This window comes from Haloferula rosea (assembly GCF_016595525.1).
In the GTDB taxonomy this organism is placed as follows: domain Bacteria; phylum Verrucomicrobiota; class Verrucomicrobiia; order Verrucomicrobiales; family Akkermansiaceae; genus Haloferula; species Haloferula rosea.
Genome location: NZ_JAENII010000001.1, coordinates 293,383 through 313,150, shown reverse-complemented (window position 1 = coordinate 313,150; position 19,768 = coordinate 293,383). Strand labels below are relative to the sequence as shown.

Annotated in this window: 26 protein-coding genes and 1 tRNA gene; 3 read left to right on the top strand and 24 right to left on the bottom strand. The window is 59.6% G+C overall.

The features are described 5' to 3' along the window. Nucleotides 1-7 precede the first annotated feature (7 nt). The 24 genes from secY to rpsL all read right to left on the bottom strand — a co-directional run bounded on the left by secY (nt 8) and on the right by rpsL (nt 14,663). Nucleotides 8-1,516 carry a preprotein translocase subunit SecY gene (gene secY / locus JIN81_RS01115; RefSeq protein ID WP_200275402.1) on the bottom strand — a complete coding sequence of 503 codons (1,509 nt, stop codon included), beginning with the start codon at nt 1,514-1,516 and terminating at the stop codon, nt 8-10. 109 nt (nt 1,517-1,625) lie between these two features. Next, a complete protein-coding gene (gene rplO, locus JIN81_RS01110; protein WP_200275400.1) occupies nt 1,626-2,081 on the bottom strand; it encodes a 50S ribosomal protein L15 in 456 nt (151 codons plus the stop codon). 43 nt (nt 2,082-2,124) lie between these two features. Beyond that, nucleotides 2,125-2,826 carry a 30S ribosomal protein S5 gene (gene rpsE, locus JIN81_RS01105; protein WP_343217921.1) on the bottom strand — a complete coding sequence of 234 codons (702 nt, stop codon included), beginning with the start codon at nt 2,824-2,826 and terminating at the stop codon, nt 2,125-2,127. Between the two features lie 18 nt (nt 2,827-2,844). Further along, nucleotides 2,845-3,201 (bottom strand): 50S ribosomal protein L18, encoded by a 357-nt coding sequence (gene rplR, locus JIN81_RS01100; protein WP_234044365.1) that lies wholly within the window; start codon nt 3,199-3,201, stop codon nt 2,845-2,847. A 23-nt stretch (nt 3,202-3,224) separates the two neighbouring features. After that, nucleotides 3,225-3,764: a 50S ribosomal protein L6 gene (rplF, locus tag JIN81_RS01095; RefSeq protein ID WP_200275398.1), complete on the bottom strand. Its 540-nt coding sequence runs from the start codon at nt 3,762-3,764 to the stop codon at nt 3,225-3,227. Between the two features lie 27 nt (nt 3,765-3,791). Further along, on the bottom strand, nt 3,792-4,190 hold the full coding sequence (gene rpsH / locus JIN81_RS01090; protein ID WP_200275396.1) for a 30S ribosomal protein S8: 399 nt from the start codon (nt 4,188-4,190) through the stop codon (nt 3,792-3,794). A gap of 34 nt (nt 4,191-4,224) precedes the next feature. Continuing rightward, nucleotides 4,225-4,803 carry a 50S ribosomal protein L5 gene (gene rplE, locus JIN81_RS01085; protein WP_200275394.1) on the bottom strand — a complete coding sequence of 193 codons (579 nt, stop codon included), beginning with the start codon at nt 4,801-4,803 and terminating at the stop codon, nt 4,225-4,227. 63 nt (nt 4,804-4,866) lie between these two features. Next, nucleotides 4,867-5,091: a 50S ribosomal protein L24 gene (rplX, locus tag JIN81_RS01080; RefSeq protein ID WP_200275392.1), complete on the bottom strand. Its 225-nt coding sequence runs from the start codon at nt 5,089-5,091 to the stop codon at nt 4,867-4,869. 13 nt (nt 5,092-5,104) lie between these two features. Next, entirely contained in the window at nt 5,105-5,470 is a 366-nt protein-coding gene (gene rplN / locus JIN81_RS01075) for a 50S ribosomal protein L14 (RefSeq protein WP_200275390.1), read from the bottom strand. Between the two features lie 31 nt (nt 5,471-5,501). Continuing rightward, nucleotides 5,502-5,771: a 30S ribosomal protein S17 gene (gene rpsQ / locus JIN81_RS01070; protein ID WP_200275388.1), complete on the bottom strand. Its 270-nt coding sequence runs from the start codon at nt 5,769-5,771 to the stop codon at nt 5,502-5,504. Nucleotides 5,772-5,800: 29 nt separating this feature from the next. Then, nucleotides 5,801-6,004 (bottom strand): 50S ribosomal protein L29, encoded by a 204-nt coding sequence (gene rpmC / locus JIN81_RS01065; protein ID WP_200275386.1) that lies wholly within the window; start codon nt 6,002-6,004, stop codon nt 5,801-5,803. Nucleotides 6,005-6,025: 21 nt separating this feature from the next. Continuing rightward, nucleotides 6,026-6,445, bottom strand: a complete 420-nt coding sequence (gene rplP, locus JIN81_RS01060; RefSeq protein WP_200275384.1) for a 50S ribosomal protein L16 — start codon at nt 6,443-6,445, stop codon at nt 6,026-6,028. 40 nt (nt 6,446-6,485) lie between these two features. Next, nucleotides 6,486-7,256, bottom strand: a complete 771-nt coding sequence (gene rpsC / locus JIN81_RS01055; RefSeq protein ID WP_267907927.1) for a 30S ribosomal protein S3 — start codon at nt 7,254-7,256, stop codon at nt 6,486-6,488. A 27-nt stretch (nt 7,257-7,283) separates the two neighbouring features. Continuing rightward, a complete protein-coding gene (gene rplV / locus JIN81_RS01050; RefSeq protein ID WP_200275382.1) occupies nt 7,284-7,664 on the bottom strand; it encodes a 50S ribosomal protein L22 in 381 nt (126 codons plus the stop codon). A gap of 44 nt (nt 7,665-7,708) precedes the next feature. Next, nucleotides 7,709-8,422, bottom strand: a complete 714-nt coding sequence (locus JIN81_RS01045) for a hypothetical protein (RefSeq protein ID WP_200275372.1) — start codon at nt 8,420-8,422, stop codon at nt 7,709-7,711. Between the two features lie 22 nt (nt 8,423-8,444). Then, on the bottom strand, nt 8,445-8,714 hold the full coding sequence (gene rpsS / locus JIN81_RS01040; protein WP_200275371.1) for a 30S ribosomal protein S19: 270 nt from the start codon (nt 8,712-8,714) through the stop codon (nt 8,445-8,447). A gap of 17 nt (nt 8,715-8,731) precedes the next feature. Further along, on the bottom strand, nt 8,732-9,574 hold the full coding sequence (rplB, locus tag JIN81_RS01035; protein ID WP_200275369.1) for a 50S ribosomal protein L2: 843 nt from the start codon (nt 9,572-9,574) through the stop codon (nt 8,732-8,734). A 43-nt stretch (nt 9,575-9,617) separates the two neighbouring features. Beyond that, nucleotides 9,618-9,902 (bottom strand): 50S ribosomal protein L23, encoded by a 285-nt coding sequence (rplW, locus tag JIN81_RS01030; protein ID WP_200275367.1) that lies wholly within the window; start codon nt 9,900-9,902, stop codon nt 9,618-9,620. Nucleotides 9,903-9,922: 20 nt separating this feature from the next. Next, a complete protein-coding gene (gene rplD / locus JIN81_RS01025) occupies nt 9,923-10,531 on the bottom strand; it encodes a 50S ribosomal protein L4 (RefSeq protein WP_200275365.1) in 609 nt (202 codons plus the stop codon). 33 nt (nt 10,532-10,564) lie between these two features. After that, nucleotides 10,565-11,206, bottom strand: coding sequence for a 50S ribosomal protein L3 (rplC, locus tag JIN81_RS01020; protein ID WP_200275363.1), 642 nt, complete (start codon nt 11,204-11,206; stop codon nt 10,565-10,567). Between the two features lie 51 nt (nt 11,207-11,257). After that, entirely contained in the window at nt 11,258-11,566 is a 309-nt protein-coding gene (gene rpsJ / locus JIN81_RS01015) for a 30S ribosomal protein S10 (RefSeq protein WP_184017019.1), read from the bottom strand. A gap of 39 nt (nt 11,567-11,605) precedes the next feature. Beyond that, entirely contained in the window at nt 11,606-13,747 is a 2,142-nt protein-coding gene (gene fusA, locus JIN81_RS01010) for an elongation factor G (protein ID WP_200275361.1), read from the bottom strand. Nucleotides 13,748-13,782: 35 nt separating this feature from the next. After that, entirely contained in the window at nt 13,783-14,256 is a 474-nt protein-coding gene (rpsG, locus tag JIN81_RS01005; protein WP_200275359.1) for a 30S ribosomal protein S7, read from the bottom strand. A 29-nt stretch (nt 14,257-14,285) separates the two neighbouring features. Further along, entirely contained in the window at nt 14,286-14,663 is a 378-nt protein-coding gene (gene rpsL, locus JIN81_RS01000) for a 30S ribosomal protein S12 (RefSeq protein WP_200275357.1), read from the bottom strand. Between the two features lie 565 nt (nt 14,664-15,228). Between rpsL and JIN81_RS00995 the strand changes: the two genes are divergently transcribed. The 3 genes from JIN81_RS00995 to JIN81_RS00985 all read left to right on the top strand — a co-directional run bounded on the left by JIN81_RS00995 (nt 15,229) and on the right by JIN81_RS00985 (nt 19,741). Beyond that, on the top strand, nt 15,229-18,816 hold the full coding sequence (locus JIN81_RS00995) for a hypothetical protein (protein ID WP_234044364.1): 3,588 nt from the start codon (nt 15,229-15,231) through the stop codon (nt 18,814-18,816). A 17-nt stretch (nt 18,817-18,833) separates the two neighbouring features. After that, nucleotides 18,834-19,520, top strand: coding sequence for a hypothetical protein (locus tag JIN81_RS00990; protein WP_200275353.1), 687 nt, complete (start codon nt 18,834-18,836; stop codon nt 19,518-19,520). 146 nt (nt 19,521-19,666) lie between these two features. After that, nucleotides 19,667-19,741 (top strand) — tRNA-Met (locus JIN81_RS00985). Nucleotides 19,742-19,768: the final 27 nt, after the last annotated feature.

Here is a 19,768-nt window from a genome sequence, read left to right as displayed (position 1 = left end):
CTCCAGCTTACTTGGCGAAGTAAGCCACGGCGCCGACCACCAGAAGGATGCCGATGAATACCCAGAGGTAGACAATCGCGGTGCTCGAAGTCGGCCCCTGGCTGTTCTGCGACAGGCGGTCGTAGCGACCCTTCAGCTTGCCCTTGCGGAGGAAGCCATCGTAGTGGCGCTGCAGCAGGTGGGTTTCCACCTGACGCATCACGTCAAGCACCACACCCACGAGAATCAGCAAGCTGGTGCCGCCGAAGAACTGGAGAACCATCGATCCCGGAGGAAGTCCGACGATCTTGCCGATGGCGACCGGCAGAATGAAAATCAGGGTCAGGAAGATCGCACCTGCAAAGGTCAGGCGGGTCATCGTGAAGTCGAGGAAGTCCGAAGTCGGCTTACCGGGGCGCACACCCGGGATGTATCCTCCGTTACGCTTCAGGTCTTCCGAGATCTGCGAAGGCTGGAACATCGTCGCCACCCAGAAATAGGAGAAGAAGAAGATGAAAATCGCGCCGAGCACGTAATACCAAGTACCACCAAGCAGGGCTTCCTGAAGAGCACGCGACCAACCCGCTTCGGGAAAGATCTGGCTCAGGATGATGGTCGGCAGCGAAAGCACCGCACTGGCGAAGATGATCGGCATCACACCCGCGTAGTTCACCTTGAGGGGAAGATACTGGGTCTGACCTCCGAACTGCTTCCGACCGACCACGCGCTTCGCATACTGGATCGCGATCCGGCGCTGCGCCTGGGTGATGGAAATCGTTCCGGCGATGACCAGCAGGAGCATGGCGATCATGACCACCAGCATCATCACTTCAAAGGAGCTTGCCCCCTCGCGAGCCACAAAGTGCTGCCAAGTCTGGAACAAGGCACCTGGAAGCGCGGCGATGATGTTGACTGTGATGATGATCGACGTACCGTTGCCGATACCGCGCTCGGTCATCTGGTCACCGATCCACATCAGGAAGAGCGTGCCGCTGACGATGGTCAGCACCGTAAGGATCTGCCACAGGACCGTCGGATTCGGAACCAGGTCACGCCCCAACTCGCCCATCACGACATCGATGCCTCCCATGTAGGGGATCGAGGCAGGATTCATCAGCGACTTGGCGACGAAGAAGCCCTGCACCAGCGCAATCGCAATCGTCAGGTAGCGGGTGAACTGGGTGATCTTCTGGCGGCCGCCATCTTCACGGGAAAGACGGGACAACTTCGGCACCACCGCCGTCATCAGCTGCATCATGATCGATGCCGAGATGTAGGGCATGATGCCAAGGGCGAAGACGCCCGCCTGCTGAAGGGCACCCCCCGAGAAAATCCCGAGGATGGCCTGCAAGCCGCCACCTTGGGTGGCATCTTGGTTCTTCTTCGCATACTCCATCCACGCGTCGATGACGGTGGCGTCCACTCCCGGAAGCGTGACGTGGACGCCGAGGCGCACGATCACGATCATCGCGAGGGTGAAGAGAATGCGGTCGCGGAGTTCAGGAACCTTCCAGGTGTTCGCGAAAGCGGAAATCATGGGTCGTTAGAAGTGGGAGAAAAAGCGGCGCTCTTTTAAACGCGTTGAGGAAGCGAGCAAGCGCTTCCTCAACAAATCGGAATCATTCCGGTAATGGAGGGACGAAAGCTCAACCAGCAGTCGGTGCTTCCACCGTGCCACCAGCCTTCTCGATCTTCTCGCGAGCGGAGCCACTGATGGCATCCACGGCGATCGTGAGCTTCTTGGTGATGTTGCCCTGGCCCAGCACCTTGACGATGTCGCTGTTGCGATTGACGATGTTCTTCTCGCGAAGGATCTCCTCATTGACGGTATCACCGTCGGAGAAGTGCTTCTCGAGTTGAGCAAGGTTCACCACAGACACGGTCGTCTTGAAGTCCTTGTTGTTGAATCCCTTCTTCGGGAGACGACGGTGAAGGGGCATCTGGCCACCTTCGAAACCAGGACGGACGGATCCGCCGGAGCGGGCCTTCTGTCCCTTGTGGCCTTTGCCCGATGTCTTGCCGAGACCGGAGCTTTCGCCGCAGCCAAGTCGCTTGATGCGGTGCTTGGCACCCTTGTTGGGCTTGAGTGTGTGAAGTTTCATAGTATTCGAATTTCGATTTTCGACGTTCGACGTTCAGAGTTCCTTAGATGGACTTGTCCTTCTTCTTTTTGCCGCGGGCGGAGAGCACCTGATCGCGGGTCCGGAGTTCGGAAAGTGCCTTGAGGGTCGCCTTCACCACATTTGCGTGGTTCTGCGATCCAAGTGATTTGGCGAGCACGTCGCGGATACCGACCGCTTCGCAGACGGCGCGGACACCACCACCGGCGATGATCCCCGTTCCCGGAGATGCCGGCTTGAGCAGCACCTTGCCACCACCGAATTCAGCGTAGATCTCGTGAGGAATCGTGCCATCGGCAAGATTCATCTTCACCAGCTCCTTTTTGCCATACTCGCTGGCCTTGCGGATGCAGTCTGCGACCTCGTTGGCCTTGCCGAAACCAAGTCCGACCTTGCCGTCCTTGTCACCCACCACCACGAGGGCGGAGAAGCTGAAACGACGACCACCTTTGACCACCTTCGCACAACGGTTGATGAAGACCACCTTCTCGGTGATTTCCTTACCGTCGATCATGTCGGGCTCGCGTGGCTCACGGCGTGGTCCACGACCCCGTCCGCCTCCACGTCCACCTTGTCCACGTCCGCCTTGTCCACGTCCGCCACCCGGGCCTCCTGGACCTCCATAACCACCGCTGCCTGCGACGGGCCCAATGGCCTTGTTGTCACCGGCGGGTGCTGGAGTGGAGTCGGACTTCGGAGCGGGAGCTGATTCGTTGCTTGTCACCATGACGATATGCGCGAGAGATTAGAATTGCAGACCAGCTTCACGCGCAGCGTCAGCCAGAGCTTTGATTTTTCCGTGATAGAGATGACCGCCACGGTCGAAGACCACGGCGCTGACATTGGCTTCCTTGGCCCGTTCGGCAAGCAGTTTGCCGACGGAGGTCGCACAAGCCACGTTCGATGCCCCCTTCTCCACGCTCTTGTCGAGCGTCGAAGCGGAAACCACCGTGTTGCCGCTGGCATCGTCGATGACCTGGGCGTAGATGTGCTGATTCGAGTAGTGCACGGCGAGGCGTGGGCGTTCGGCAGTGCCGGCGACCTTGCGGCGGATCCGCTTGTGGATCCGGCGGCGCACTTCCTTGCGATTGAGTTGACTCATGATTCTGGAAATGGTGCGGGTTATTATTTACCGACGCTCTTGCCTTCCTTGCGGCGAACGTATTCTCCGACGTAGCGCACGCCCTTGCCCTTGTAGGGTTCAGGTGGGTAGTAGCTACGGACTTCTGCGGCGAACTGGCCGACCATTTGCTTGTCGATGCCTTCCACCTTGATCTTGGTGTTGTCAGCGACACTGACGGTCAGTTCCGATGGGATCGGGTGAAGAATCGGGTGGGACTTGCCGAGCGCGAGGTCAAGGTCCTTGCCCTTGACGGCGGCACGCATACCCACACCCTGGATCTCAAGTTCCTTGACGAAACCCTGGGTGACCCCGGTGATCATGTTGTTGACGATGCTCCGGACGGTGCCGTGAAGGGCGCGGTGCTCGCGCAATTCGGAGGCCCGGGAGACGACGACATTGCCGTCCTCTTCGGAGACGCTAACTCCACCCGGCAGGGCGAAATCCAATTTACCCTTCGGTCCTTCGACCTGAACGGTTCCGTTGCTGACCGAAAGCTTCACCTTTTCAGGCAGGCTGATCGGTTTCAATCCAACTCGTGACATGGTAGTTTTCCTTTCTCGTGTTGGGGTTTACCAGACGTTGGCGAGGATCTCGCCACCGAGGCTGGAGCGCTTGGCGGAGTTACCGGTCATCACACCCTTCGAGGTCGAAACGATCGCGATACCGAGACCGTTGAGAACGCGTGGGATGTCGTTGGAACCAGCATAGACACGGCGGCCCGGCTTGGAGACCCGCTTGAGGTCGGTGAGCACGGGACGGCCGTCGACGTAGCGGGCCTTGACTTTGATTTCTGGGAACTGCTCGGTGGTCACCAGCTCGTAGTTCCAGATGTAGCCTTCTTCCTGCAGGATCTTGGCAATGTCTGCCTTCATGCGGGAATAGGGAGCGGAGAATTCCTCGTTTCCAGCCCGGCAGCAATTCTTGAAGCGGGTGAGGAAATCGGAAATGGGATCTGTGAGAACAGCCATGATATTAGGTCCTGTTGGTAGTCTGTTTCGGGTCTCAGGCAGCAGCACCTTCGGCAGCGTCCTTCTTGATGTCGCGGAATGGCATGCCCAGCTCAGCAAGCAGGGTGCGGCCTTCGTCGTCGGTCTTGGCCGTGGTCACGAAGATCAGGTCGAACCCAATCTGACGCTTGATCTGATCAAGCTCGATCTCCGGGAAGATCGACTGGTCGGCGAAGCCCACGGCGTAGTTGCCCTGACCATCGAAGCTCTTCGAGCTGATGCCGCGGAAGTCGCGGATGTTCGGGGCGGTCACGTTGATGAAGCGGTAGAGGAACTCCCACATGTTCTCGCCACGAAGCGTGACGCGGGCACCGAGGGGTTCACCAGCGCGCAACTTGAAGTTCGCAACGGCTTTCTTCGAATAGGTGATCGACGGCTTTTGGCCGGTGATCTTCGCGATTTCAAGGACGGCGTCATCGACGGCGACCTTGCGGTCAGGGGCATTGCCCATGCAGGAGGTGACGACAATCTTCTCGAGAGCCGGCACCTGGTGGGGATTGGTGTAGCCGAGCTTCTCTTTGAGAGCCGGCACAACCTTCTCCAGGTAGTGCTTTTTAAGGACGGGTGTACTCATTGTTCTTCAGCGGGTCAGCGCTAGTTTTGGTTACGCTTAAGCGCGGGCGGAAACCGGTGGGTTTCAGCCCAGTTTTTTCACATTGGAAATATGGATGGGGCCATCCTGTTCGATGATGCCACCATCGGGATTGGTCTCAGTCGGGCGGGTCGCCTTCTTGATCTTGCGGGCGCCTTCGACAATCACCTGGCTCTTGCCAACGTTGACGGAAAGCACGGTGCCGCGCTTGCCCTTGTGGTTGCCGGCGATGACTTCAACTTCGTCGCCTTTCTTGACGTGCGTCTTCATAGGTGCTGCGGGATCAGAGAACTTCGGGTGCGAGCGACACGATCTTCATGAACTGCTTTTCGCGGAGTTCGCGGGCCACAGGGCCGAAAATACGGGTGCCACGGGGGTTGTTGTCCTTATCGATCACCACGATGGCATTGCCGTCGAAGCGAAGGACCGAACCATCGGTGCGGCGGATCGGAGCCGCGGTGCGGACGACCACGGCCTTGACCACGGTGCCCTTCTTGATGGAAGCGGTCGGGATCGAGTCACGGATGTGGGCGGTGATGATGTCGCCGACTCCGGCACTGCGCGAACGAGTGCCGAGGACGCCAATCATCTTGGCAGTGCGGGCGCCGGTGTTATCGGCGACCGAAACAAGGGATTCCATTTGGATCATGGCGGAAAAAGTAAGGCTAAAGGTTCGGAAATCAGTGCGTCAGGACCTCTTCGAGGGCCCAGCACTTGGACTTGGAAATCGGCTTGGTCTCGACGATGCGGACCTTGTCACCGACTTGGGCTTCACCCTTCTCGTCGTGGACGTAGTACTTCTTCGACTTCTTGACGATCTTGTTGAACTGCGGGTGGGGAACACGGGCAACGTGCTCAACAACCAGCGTTTTGTTCATCTTGTTCGACACGACGAACCCCACGCGCGTCTTGCGGAGGTTCTTGGGAGTGTCTGCTTGGGTCTCGCTCATGGCAGGAAATGAATGGTTGGATAAATGACTCAACCCTCCTTGCGGCGGGCAGTGAGATAGGTCTGAACCCGCGCGGTGTCGCGGCGGACAAGGCGGATACGGGCGGAGTTTTCAAGCTGGCCGGTGGCCTGCTGGAGACGGAGGTTGAAAGCCTCCTCCTTGAGGTCGCGAAGCTTGGCTTCAAGCTCGTTCACGGTGAGCTCAGCGAATTCGTTGATCTTGGTCGTTGCCATGGCTGGAGACGGTTAAGCGGTTCAGGAATGAGGATTACGGACGACGAAACGGGTCGGGAACCCGAGTTTGTAGGATGCGAGGCGCATGGCTTCGCGAGCCTGGGACTCAGGGACACCGGCAACTTCGAAAAGCATGGTGCCTGGACGAATCACGGCGACCCAGCCATCAACGGCACCCTTACCCTTACCCATCCGGGTTTCAGGGGGACGACGTGTGATCGACTTGTGAGGGAAGATCCGGATCCAGACTTTTCCCTTACGTTTCAGGAAACGGTTGATCGCAATACGGCAGGCTTCGATCTGGCGATTGCTCATCCAGGCACGGCCAAGGCATTGGAGGCCGAAGTCACCGAAGGCCACGCTGGTTCCACGCTGGGCATTGCCAGAGCGGCTACCGCGGTGTGACTTGCGGAACTTCGTGCGTTTGGGCATCAAAGGCATAACTGATTACTCTTAATGAGTGGTTGAGGTTGGGAAATGATCAGGCTGTTGGAGCAGCTGGGGCCGGAGCCGGTGCTGCTGGGGCCGGGCCACCCGCATTGGGTCCACCCGGGTTGTTGTTGTCACGACGTGGGCGACGCTGGTTGCGGTCGCGGCGGTCACCGTGCGGGCTTGGGCCCTTGTCGGCGTCCTCCTTCTTGTTGATCCAGCACTTCACGCCAATGATGCCGTAAACGGTGCGGGCTTCAGCAAAACCGTAGTCAAGAGGCACACGCAGCGTCTGAAGAGGCACCTTGCCTTCGCGATACCATTCGGCACGGGCGATGTCAGCACCACCGAGACGGCCACCGCAGCGGATCCGGATGCCGTCGGCACCGAAGTCCATGGTGGTCTGCACGGCGCGCTTCATGGCGCGGCGGAAGGAAATCCGGCGTTCAAGCTGGACGGCGACCTGCTCGGCGACGAGCTGGGCATCAAGCTCAGGCTTGCGGATCTCGATGATGTCGATCTTGACGTTGCCTTCGCTGCAGAGCTTCTGAAGGTCCTTGGTCATGCGCTCGATCTCGGAACCCTTGCGGCCGATGATGAGGCCTGGACGCGAGGTGTGCAGGGTCACGCGGACACTTGCCCAGGCACGCTCGATGACGACCTTGGAAAGAGCGGCGAACTGCAGGCGGTTCTTGATGTACTTACGGATCTTGAGGTCCTCGTGAAGCTTCTCCGCGTAGTCCTTGCCGGAGGCATACCACTTGGAGCGCCAGTCCTTGCTGACGGCGAGACGGAATCCGATGGGATTGACTTTTTGGCCCATGATAAAATTCGGTTGCGGGGTTCTTGATCAGGCTTTGGCGGAAACGTGAACTCGCTTCTGCTTGGCTTCCTCTTCCGGTGCTTCGGCGAGGGTGATGAAAACGTGGCTGGTGCGCTTGAGGATGCCGCCTGCGGATCCGCGGGCACGTGGCTTGAAACGCTTGAGCGATGGACCGGCTCCGATGACCGCTTCCTTGACGATCAGGGTGTCGGCATCGAGCGCGAAGTTGTTCTCGGCGTCGGCGATGGCCGTCTTGAGCGTCTTGTTGATGTAATACGCTGCCTTCTTGGGGGTGAAGGCGAGAATATCGAGTGCGGTCGAGACCGGAAGACCTTGGATCTCACGGGCGACGTCACGCGCTTTCTTCGGCGAGAGGCGGACAAATTTAGTGGTGCTCTTGACTTCCATCGGATCGGGCAAGTGAAGGTTGGTCTTGGGTGCCTTGTGGCGGATTATTCGGTTTCGAGAATGGCTGTATCACCGAGTCGGACAGGCTCATTCGCCTCTCTGGACTCGACAAAGGCACCTGCAATCGACTGACGGACGTCGGCGATCACGGCGGTGCCGTAGGCTTGGTCGCCCCGGTAGAGGCGGTAGGTGGTTCCAATTCGAGCGGTCTGTTGTTCCCCGATATTGAGAACGAGCAGACCACTTTCCTTGTCGATGCTCATGACCTTGGCGCGGCGGGCCGAACCAGTGCTACGAGCTGTGGGGGCGGGCTTCTGCCTTAGTCCGAGGACTTCGTCAAGCTCCCGCATGGCGCTTTCGACACGAAGTCTCGCATCGGGATCTGCGGCAAGCGCCGTCCGCAGGTAATCGGAGACCGATCCGCTGAAGCGCATCGCGCTTCCTTCGAGTCGGTTGATCCGTTCGTTGAGAATCTGGATGTCGGCGGTCGCCTGGATCAGGCGCTCGTCGCCACCGTCGAGCAGATCGCGTCCGAGGGCTTCGAGACGCTCGCGCACCTGCGCCAGCTGCTCGGATGCCTCCTTCTCGGCCCGGTTGGCTTCGGCAATCCCCTGCTCCAGCACGCGGTTCCGGATCTGAAGATCCGTCACCATGCGCTGCAGGTCGGCATTCCCCTCGTCCTGAGCACCCGCGGTCCCACCGATCAGCAACCCGAGGGCGCCGAGGGAGATGGAACGAATGGTGCGAATGGACTTCATGGCGGAGAATGCGCGTCAGGAATTATTTCTTACCGATACCACCGTGAGCGCGGAAAATGCGCGTCGGGGCGAATTCACCGAGCTTGTGGCCGACCATGTTTTCGGTGACATACACCGGCACGAAGGTCTTGCCATTGTGGACGGCGAAGTTCAGGCCGACGAAATCAGGAGTGATCATCGACTTGCGGCTCCAGGTCTTGATGGGCTTCTTGTCGTCCTTCTCGATGGCGACATCGATCTTGGCGAGAAGCTTCTGGTCAACGAATGGACCTTTTTTCAGGGAACGTGGCATGATTCAAATGGTTCGGTTTAGCGCTTCTTGTTCTTGCGGCGTTCGACGATGAAGGTGCCGGTCGGCTTCTTCTTCTTGCGGGTCTTCTCGCCCTTCGCGTGGCCCCATGGGCTGAGAAGGTGCTGACGACCACCACCGGACTTCGACTTACCCTCACCACCACCGTTCGGGTGGTCGACGGGGTTCATGCACATGCCGCGGACGGTCGGGCGGGTGCCCTGCCAGCGGGTGCGGCCAGCCTTGCCGGACACCTCGTTCATGTGGTCGCGGTTGCCGACCTGACCGATGGTGCAGTAGCAGTTGGAATTGAAGCGGCGGATCTCACCGGATGGCATCTTCACCAGCGCCCACTCACCGTCACGGTTGGAAAGGATGGCTTGCTGACCGGCGGCGCGGGCCACCTTGCCACCGTTGCCCGGGATGAGCTCGATGTTGTGGATCGCGGTTCCGAGTGGCACTTCACTGAGAGGCATCGAATTGCCCGGCTTTGGAGCCACCTTGGCGCCGGCGACAACGGTCGCGCCGACTTCGAGCCCGGCTGGCGACAGGATGTAGCTCTTCTGGCCGTCCTCATACTGGATGAGGGCGATGCGGCAGGTGCGGTTCGGGTCGTATTCGATTCCGAGCACCTTGGCAGGCACATCGTGCTTGCGGCGCTTGAAGTCGACGAGGCGGTAGTGGCGCTTGTGACCGCCACCGATGTGACGGGTCGTGATGCGTCCGGTGTTGTTCCGTCCACCGCTACGCTTGAGCGGTGAAAGCAACGACTTTTCGGGAGTCTTCTTGGTGACTTCCTCGAAGGACGGCAGCACCTTGTAGCGCTGTGGCGGAGTAAGGGGTCTAAACTCTTTAAGAGGCATGGCTCGCTAGAGGGTTAGGCGTTAATGCTGGGGAAAAATGGATTTATACGAGGTCGAGGTTCTCGCCCTCCTTGAGACGGACGATGGCCTTCTTCCAGTGGTTCGTGCGACCGGCGTCGGCACGACGTTGACGCTTCAACTTGCCGGCCTGGTTGAGGGTGCGGACACCCACGACCTTCTTGCCGAGCAATTGTTCGACGGCACGCTTGATCTCGAGCTTGTTGGCGCGGCGATCCACTTCGAGCACAACTTCGTTGTTGAGCTCGTTGAGCATCGTGGCCTTCTCCGAGATGCGGACGTTCTTGATGACTTGATAAAGATCTTTCATGGCACTGTTCGGAGGAGGAGTTAGGCCGTGCGGGCGGCGAGGGTTTCCAGCGAGTCCTCGACCAGGAGAACCGTGTTGGCGTGGAGAAGCTCCTCGACGTTGACGCTGTCGGCGGTGACCAACTGGGCCCACTGCACGTTGCGTGCGGCGAGGTAGGTCGTGTCATCGAAGCTCTTGGCGACGATGAGGACCTTCTTCGGATCAGCTTCAGCGGAGACGGTCGAGACGAAGCTCTTGGTCTTGCCGTCGGCGATCGAGAATGAAGGAAGCACCTTGAGGTTCCCGTCGGCGATGATATCGGCCAGGACGCGTTGCAGTGCGAGACGGCGGACGCTCTTGGTGACCTTCTTCGAGTAGTCGCGTGGACGAGGACCGAAGACCGTGCCACCACCGACGAAGATCGGGGCGCGCTTGTCGCCGTGACGTGCACCACCGGTGCCCTTCTGGCGATAGATCTTCTTGTTGTTGCCGCGGACTTCGCCACGGGTCTTGGTGCAGGCGGATCCGGTGCGACGGTTGGCGCGGTAGGCGGTCACGAGGTCGTGAACGGCCTGGGAACCCTTGCCCTCTTCAGCGAGGAGGATGTTCGCCGCCTTGGCGTCGTCTGCAGTAAATACTTTCGCGGACATGTTCGTAATTGGTTGCTAGGTTGCGTGGCCCACTCAGGCAGTGGCGGGCTTCTTGACGGCAGGACGAACGGTGACGTAGGCGCCCTTGTGACCTGGAACCGCACCGGAGATGAGGATCACGTTGTCTTCGGGGCGGACAGCCACCACTTTGAGGTTCTGGATGGTGCGGCGGTCGGTGCCCATGTGACCGGGCATCTGCTGGTTCTTCCAGACGCGGCCTGGTGTGGAACCGGCACCAATGGCACCTGTCCGGCGGTGCATCATGGAACCGTGGGTCTGCTTGAGACCGCCGAATCCGTAACGCTTGACCGCACCCTGGAAGCCGCGGCCCTTGGTGGTGCCGATCACGTCGACCCACTGGCCGGCGGTGAAAAGCTCCGCACCCGGGTGGGTTTCAGGAGTTTCGGCACCTTCTTCGAAACGGAATTCCTGCACCAATTGCTTGGGTGCGGAATCGTGCTTCTTGAAGTGACCATTGAGGGGCTTGCTGACGCGTTGTTCCTTCTGGTCGTTGTAACCAACTTGAACTGCGGAGTAGCCGTCTTTTTCGACCGTCTTGGTCTGGAGAATCGTGTTGCCGCCGACTTCGACGACAGTCACAGGAATCATGGCTTGGGATTCCTCGTCAAAGAGACGGGTCATACCAAGTTTTTTGCCTAGGAGTCCGAGAGACATGAGAAAAGGTAATTAGAGATTTCGAAACGTGAGTTATTCTGGTCAGGCAACTCAGATACGGATGGCGATGTCCACACCAGCAGGCAGGTTGAGCTTCTTGAGCTCATCCACCGTGCGTGCGGTCGGATCGACGATGTCGAGCACGCGCTTGTGGGTACGGATTTCAAACTGCTCCGCCGACTTCTTGTTCACGTGGACCGAACGGTTCACGCTGAACTTCTCGATACGGGTCGGAAGCGGGATCGGGCCAGCGACTTTGGCACCGGTGCGTTTGGCAGTTTCGACGATCTCCTGAGCGGAGCGGTCGATCGCACGGTGGTCGAATGCCCGGAGGCGGATGCGGATCTTTTGATTTTCCATGGCGTCGGAAGTAGCGGGGTTAGAAGTAGTTGGCTGGATTCAGCGTTCGTTGATGATTTGTTCGAGAACGTTGGGCGGCACCTGTTCGAAGTGTGACGGAGTCATCGAGTAGGAGGCACGACCGGATGAGAGAGTGCGCACGGCGGTGGAGTAGCCGAACATTTCCTTGAGTGGCACCGCGGCGTGGATGACGGCCACGTTGCCCTTGGATTCCATTTCGCCGATCTGTCCGCGGCGACGGCTGAGGTCCCCCATCACATCACCCTGGTAGTCGTCCGGGGTGGAAACCTCGACACCCATGATGGGCTCGAGGAGGATGGGGCCTGCATTCTTGAAGCCATCGCGCATCGCGAAGATGGCGGCCATGGCGAAAGCGTTTTCGTTCGAGTCGACCTCGTGGAAGGATCCGCCGAGGACGTCGACATGCACATCGACCACCGGGTAGCCGGCAACGATCCCGTTGCTCATGGCCTGCTCGATGCCCTTCATGACGGCGCCGTGGAAATCCTTGGGAATCTCGCCGCCCACGATCTTGTTTTCGATCGTAAGCCCCTTCCCCTTTTCGTTCGGGCGCATGTGGAGGCGGACGTGGCCATATTGGCCGCGGCCTCCGGATTGCTTGACCAATTTGCCTTCGCCATCGGCGGCGGCGGTGATGGTCTCGCGGTAGGCGATCTGCGGAGCTCCGGTATTGGCCTCCACCTTGAACTCGCGGCGCAGGCGATCGACGATGATCTCCAGGTGGAGTTCGCCCATCCCTGAGATGATGGTCTGGCCGGTGTCCTCATCGGTCTTGACCATGAAGGTCGGATCCTCTTCGGAGAGACGAACCAGTGCCACGGCGAGTTTTTCCTGATCCGCCTTGGTCTTCGGCTCCACCGCCATCGAAATGACCGGCTCCGGGAAGGTTGGCGGCTCAAGCACCACGTCGTAGCCGGTGGCGGCAAGCGTATCACCCGTTTGGACGACCTTCAGGCCGACCATGGCGGCGATGTCACCGGCGTAGCACGCGTCGATGTCGGTGTGCTGATCGGACTGGATCCGGATCAGGCGACCCACGCGCTCCTTCTGACGGGTGCGTGGATTGTAAATGGTGTCGCCCTTCCGAACGACGCCGGAATAGACACGGAAAAAGACGAGTTTGCCGACAAATTTGTCTGCCCAGAGCTTGAAAGCGAGGGCGCAGAACTTGGCGTTGTCGTCGGTGGGAACCTCGATCTGCTCGGTTTCGTCATCGGGATTCATCCCGACAGCGGAGTCGATGTCGATCGGGCTCGGCAGGTAGTCGATGACCGCATCCAACAGGCACTGCACGCCCTTGTTCTTGAAGGCGGAGCCACCGGCCACCGGAATCAGCTTGTTGGCGATCGTTGCACGGCGAATGGCCTTCTTGACGTCCTCGCGGCTGATGGGTTCCTCCATGAGGAACTTCTCGGCGAGCTCGTCATCGACCCCGGCAACGGTTTCAAGAAGCTCCTGGTAAGCGAACTCAGCCTCTTCCTTCTGCTCGTCGGAGAGATCCTTGACCTCGTAGGTGGAGCCAAAGGTGGCGTCATCGACGAAGTGGACGGCCTTTTGGTTGACCACATCGATTTGTCCCCGGAGATCCTCCTCGGACCCGATCGGGATGAGGATGCGCACGGCATTGGCACCCAGCTTCTCCTTGATCTCGTCATAGACGCGATCGAAGTCGGCTCCGACCCGGTCCATCTTATTGACGAACACCAATCGAGGCACGTTGTACTTGGTTGCCTGGCGCCAGACCGTTTCGGTCTGGGGCTGGACACCGGCCACGCCGCAGAACACGACGATGGCTCCGTCCAGCACGCGGAGGGAACGCTCGACCTCGGCGGTGAAGTCGACGTGCCCGGGCGTATCAATGATGTTGATGCGCTGCTTCTCGTCCTCGAAGGACTTGAAGATATCCTCTTCCTTGCGCTGCCACCATTCGGTGGTGACGGCGGCGGAAGTGATGGTAATTCCGCGCTCACGCTCCTGCTCCATCCAGTCGGTCGTGGCAGCACCATCGTGCACCTCGCCGATCTTGTGGATCATACCGGTGTAGAAAAGAATCCGCTCGGTGAGCGTCGTCTTGCCGGCATCGATGTGCGCAGCAATCCCAATGTTCCGAGTCCGCTCAAGCGGAAACGGACGATCAGGATTGTTGGGATTCGCAGACATCGGTAGGAGCGCCTTGCGGCGCGGTAAGAATCAGATCACCAGCGGAAGTGGGCGAAGGCGCGGTTGGCCTGTGCCATCTTGTGCACGTCGTCGCGCTTGCGAACGGAGCTGCCCTGGTTGTTGGCGGCGTCCTTGATCTCGTTGGCGAGGGCCACGTGCATCGGCGTGCCCTTGCGGCCACGGGCGAAGCCCACGATCCAACGCAGTGCGAGGGACTCGGAACGATTGGCGTCAACTTCGAGCGGCACCTGGTAGGTGGCACCACCCACACGACGGCTTTTCACCTCGACGCGTGGTTTGGCATTCTCAACGGCACGGGTGACAACTTCGAGAGGGTCGATGGTGTCGACGCCCTCGTTCGCCTTGTCGATGGCTGCATAGACAATGCGCTCCGCGAGGGAACGCTTGCCGTCGCGCATCACCTTCGAAATGAGGTGACCGACGAGGGAACTGTCGTAGCGGGAATCGCGACGATCAGGCTTGGTGAAGACTCGCTTGCGGCGGGACATGATCAGTTAAAGCTAAGGATTATGATGAATTAAGAAGCCTTTGGACGCTTCGCCCCATACTTGGAGCGGCTTTGGCGACGCTTCTCGACACCGAGGGTATCGAGGGCACCACGGACGATGTGGTAGCGAACACCTGGAAGGTCCTTCACCCGGCCACCACGCACGAGGACGATGGAGTGCTCTTGGAGGTTGTGACCTTCACCACCGATGTAGGCGATGACTTCAAAGCCATTGGTCAAACGGACCTTGGCGACTTTACGGAGAGCCGAGTTCGGCTTCTTTGGCGTGCGGGTCATCACCTGAAGACAAACGCCACGACGTTGTGGGCAGTTTGCCATGGCGGGCGATTTCGATTTCTCGACCGGCACGTGACGTCCCTTGCGGACAAGCTGGTTGATGGTCGGCATAAGATTCCTGCGGAGTTTCGGTGTTTGCGTTTGGGGCGCACCGACCACCGGCGAGAGATTCCCTCGCAGGAGCCAATTTTCCGGTGCTGCACCCGATAGTTAATGGAGATTGTCGAAGCAGCCCGTTTTGCTTTCGCAATGACAGGCCGCGTTGTTGGGGGCGGCGAGACTACTCAGGAACTTCAAGGTGACAAGCCCTATTCTGCATTTTTTTACATTCTCCCTAACCCCCTTATTTCTCAGGAATTTATGGAGGAGTAGCTGAGGACCCATCCCGGATTCAGCCCGGGATTGGGGCATCGCCTGTCATGGTCCGAAGTCGAAAGTCGCTGCTCAACAGGGAATACATGGCATACACAGATTGTGGTCGCATTTTCCCAATAATGGTGCGATTTTCCGCACCCAACCCGTTGATTGATCAAATCCCAAGGTTTTTCATTTTCCCTTCCGGGAGACGCGAGACCTGATCCAATCCAACCCAAACCCAGTCATGCAAACCCGTCGCTCGACCCAGCCGACTCGTCAAAAGCCTTCCGGATTCGCTCTTATCATCACCATCTCGCTGATGGTTTTGCTTACCCTTGTTGCCGTGGGTCTCCTCTCGCTCTCTGGGGTGGCGCTCCGTTCGAGCAGCCAATCGGAAGCGATGGCAACGGCGAAAGCCAATGCAAGGATGGCATTGGTGATTTCAATCGGAGAACTCCAAAAATTCGCCGGACCGGACCGCCGTGTCACCGCCCGTGCCGATGTAATCGGTGCCAATGTGGCCAACCCTCGCATCGCCGGCGTTTGGGAATCATGGGAAATCGACCCGAAGAATCCCCCTCAGCCTTCTGATTACGAGGACAGCGCCCGCAACGAGCGCTTCCTTGGCTGGCTCACCTCAGGGGGCGATCCCGCAGACACCTCGGAAGTAGACTACGTTTCGAGTGCCCCCAATGATCCAGCATTGCTTTGGGGTGAAGGGTCGCTGGGAGACAACGCGGCAGCGGAAGATCTGGTCAGGGCCGCCCGTGTCCCGACGGAGGATGGTTCCGGAGCATTTGCCTACGCCGTCATGGATGAAGGCGTGAAGGTCCGAATCAACACCCCTCATCGTGATCCAACCGGCCCCCTTGCCAGCCACTCGATGCAACTCGGTGCCGGTCAGCGACCCAATACAGCTTCGATCGAATCGCTCGGCAGTCTCGAACGCGACTTCTTCGAGTCTTCATCGTCCTCGTTCTCCACGATTGAGAAGGGATTCAGCCGCCAGAGCATGGCCATGGCAGTCGATCAACTGGCCTCGGGAACCGGAGAAGCCCTGAAGCCCTTGAGCCATGACATCACGACTTCCTCGGTGGGTCTCTTCACCAATGTCGCCCAAGGGGGGCTCAAGGAAGACTTCAACCTCCTCACCAACGGCGACGATCTGCCCTCCCCCTACGATGGCACCCGTGGAATCTATGACACCCTTCTCGACATGCAGGCTGCCGAAGCCCCCTCGGATCCCCGGTGGGAGTCCTTCCGCCAACTCGCAGGGCTGTATAGGGACGCCGATCGTCTCACGTCATCCGGGGGCATCCCGGTGGCAAAGGCACGCATCCCTTCCACATGGAGGGCTGCGAGCAATTCAAGTGCCACCACCGGTGACCGGGGGGAACTCGACCGCGATCCACCTCCGGGCATGATCCTGATGCCGACCATTGCCAAGGTGCAGGTGGTCTTCAGCCTGCTGACCCGCGACATTTACCGCTATACCAAAGTCAGCGATACCACACCGAAGCCCCCGGGAACGAAGGCTCAGGAGGAAGCGGCCCAGATCCACGGCCCGTGGGGAAAACGTTTCGCCGGCAGTGACTATGACTACCTTCTCCACCTGATGTACACTCCGGTGGTCACCCTCCACAACCCCTACAATGTGGCGCTCGAATTCAACGACCTCAAGGTCATGTTCGGCAACGTTCCCTTCGGCCTCCAGGTGTTCCGCAATGGAGTTGCCCAGACCACGGCTCCCGCCCCGCTCGACAAGATGTTCTACCAAAACTCCGAGAAGGGTCTAGTGCACAAGCGCTTCGGCATGACGCTCAGGACCAACGGGGGAAGCACCTCTCGTCCAGCAGTCGGCTCAACCACCTTCCGCATGCTTCCGGGAGAAGTCATCATGTTCTCGCCCTACATCGACCCCAACTCCAGCTGGAACGACAAGGAAGACTTCGCCGACTGGCGCAGCGGCAGTGCCATGACCGTCGATGTCGACGGCATTCCGGGCTGGCGCGGCGACGGGATCGGCTTCGACCTCGACTGGTTCGCGCCCGCGGACATCCGTGCCTCCCAGTATGAGCGGGAGGGAAGAAGAGCGATGGACCGCGGCGGATGCATCGGCGTCAAGGCGGACGACGAATTCATGGTGCAGTTCGCCCCGCTGAGCGTGCCCAACCTGAGTGACAACAAGTTCACCATTGAACTCTTCGGGCGGACCAGTGGGCGCCGCCAGGTCTCTTCGGGGGCGATCGAGATGAACTACTCCTCCCCTACCGGCCTCCAAGACACGCTGCTCGGGCCCGGAGGCACGATCACCTACCCGAAGGAAGGCACGATCAATGCAATGGCGATGCACTCCCATGCCTCCACTCCGATCAAGGACATTGCCACGGTCAAACCCTTCGCCGTGGTGAGTGCCCACGCCAAAACAACCCTTGGTGGCCTGAACCCGGACGGTGAGGACGGCGATCTCGCCACCAAACCCTGGTGCTTCGGTCACGCCAACATCGGAGCTTTCTCCGGCAACCTCGTGGCGGAGCATCCTGCGAACCACTCGCACGAATTCTCCATCCAGCGTCTCGACAACGGCACCAACAACCTCCTCCAGTTCGATCCAGCCACCGGACGCGGAAACTTCATCAGCGGGTTGACCGGGAACACCGGCGCCAAGTTCGGCATTCAATACGAGCTGCCTCTGGCCCCACTGCAGGCACTTCCTGCCCTGAATGCCGCCAATCCGGGCGGGTCCTCCGGCTACCTCCCCCGCTTCTCCTCGCCGATCGGCAATTCCTGGGCTCACCCCTTGGTGAATACGAACGAAGTATCCACAAACGGAGGCGACTATCCTTACCTGGACCACTCCTTCCTCCTGAATACCGCCCTCTACGATCGCTTCTACTTCTCAGGATTGGGCGACCGCACAGGGCCCTTCGGAAGCGGCCAGACCGCATCGAGCCTCGCGCAGAGTTTCATCGATGGTGAACCTCTCGCCGACCCACGCCTGAGTCCCTACACCCCCAGGGAAGCCGCCGACACCGATTTCGTCGCTGACGTCGTGGGTGATGACACCGCTCATCGCCAGATCGCCGCCTGGCAGGTCATGAACGGTGCCTTCAACATCAACTCCACCTCCGTTCAGGCGTGGAAGGCCATGCTTGGATCCATTCATGACGCCGAGGCCATCTACAATCAGATCAACAAAGCCGGAAAGACTGCGTCGCTTGCTGATCTGCCTGCCTCGAACACCGCACAGAACGAAGCACGCATCAGCCGCTTCCGCCTCCCGGCCAGTGAGTCGGCCGATGACGGAGCTGATCCGATCGACGCCTACTGGTTGGGGCCCCGTGAATACTCCGAAGATCAACTCGAGCGTCTCGCCGAGGAAATCGTCGAACAGGTCCGCAAACGAGGCCCCTTCCTTTCGATGTCCGAGTTCGTTAATCGCCGACTGGGGAGCGACACCATGGCCCAGAAGGGGGCCCTGCAAGAGGCCATCGATGAGGCGGGCTTGAATGCCGACCTGGCTGCAGCCGCCAACGCCGGCTTCGACATTCCACAGGCCAAGGTCGCCGACTACCGCTACGCCAACCCTGAAGCAGGGGCGGGCGCCAGCTACCAAGGCGCTCCCGGCTACCTCAGCCAGGCCGACCTGCTCACGGTTCTCGGCAATGCCGCGACACCGCGCTCGGACACCTTCACCATCCGGGCCTATGGAGAAGCCCGTGACTCCGCCAATCGCGTGGTCGCCTCGGCGGTCTGCGAAGCCACCGTGCAACGGGTGCCCGACTACTTGGACGCCAGCGACTCCGTGGATGCCGACCCTGATTCACTCAATGCTGAAGCCAACAAGCGCTTCGGTCGTCGATTCGAAATTTCATCATTCCGCTGGCTTTCTTCCAACGAAGTATAGTCTAGCCCCTCCTGACCATGCGTATCCTATCAGCAATCGCCGTTCTATTCCTCGCTGCACCACTGCACGGACAATCCGAGAACGAAGACTCCCGCCAAGTCGCGTGTCGCTTTCTATCGTTCGGAGGCAACGCAGCCTCTCCGAAGTCGGTCCAGACCAAGCCCCTCAAAGGAGAAGGCGTGAATTGCCCGCTGCCCACCAGTCAGCTGTCACCGAAGATTACCTGTGCAGCATACTCGAACACCATTCGATTCGTCACCGATGGCGGCAAGCCAGCTGGAGTCGCCAAGATTCCGTCGAGCGCGACCGCAGCCATCCTCTTGTTCGTACCAGCTCCTGCCGACAAGCCCGACGGAGCTCCATGGCGGGTCCTCGTCATCGAGGATTCGGCCAAGAACTTCCCTGACGGCGGCGCATTCGTGGCCAACTTCCATTCAGGAAATATCCGCTTCGTCCTTGGAGAACACCGCGGAGCCCTACGTCCCGGCGGACTCAAGGGATATGCCCGACCCAGCGAGCGGGACACCTTCAACATGGCCCCCGTCGTCTTCCAGTTCCAGCAGGAGGACAAGTGGCGGATCGGCAACGAAAGCGCCCTCAGGTTCCTCCCCGGCATGCGCTACCTGATCCTCGCCTACACCGATCCGACTTCGAAACGGCCGCGCATCCGCACCATCCAGGATCTCCTCCCCGCCGCGTCCTAGCAACGTCACTCGGAGATCGATTGAGGTCCGAATCCCGACAGAGTTGGCACTCGGTGAAAGAGACAGTGATTTTTCGGTTGTCAGGCGCGGAACTCGGAGGTATCCAGCGCGCCCCGGAACGCCTCAGTGGCGTCCAGCAAAGGAATGGCAGAGTAGCTCAGGGGTAGAGCAGAGGACTCATAAGCCTTTGGTCGGCGGTTCAAATCCGCCCTCTGCTACCATTTCTTCCTCACGGATCCGAGTGTCCC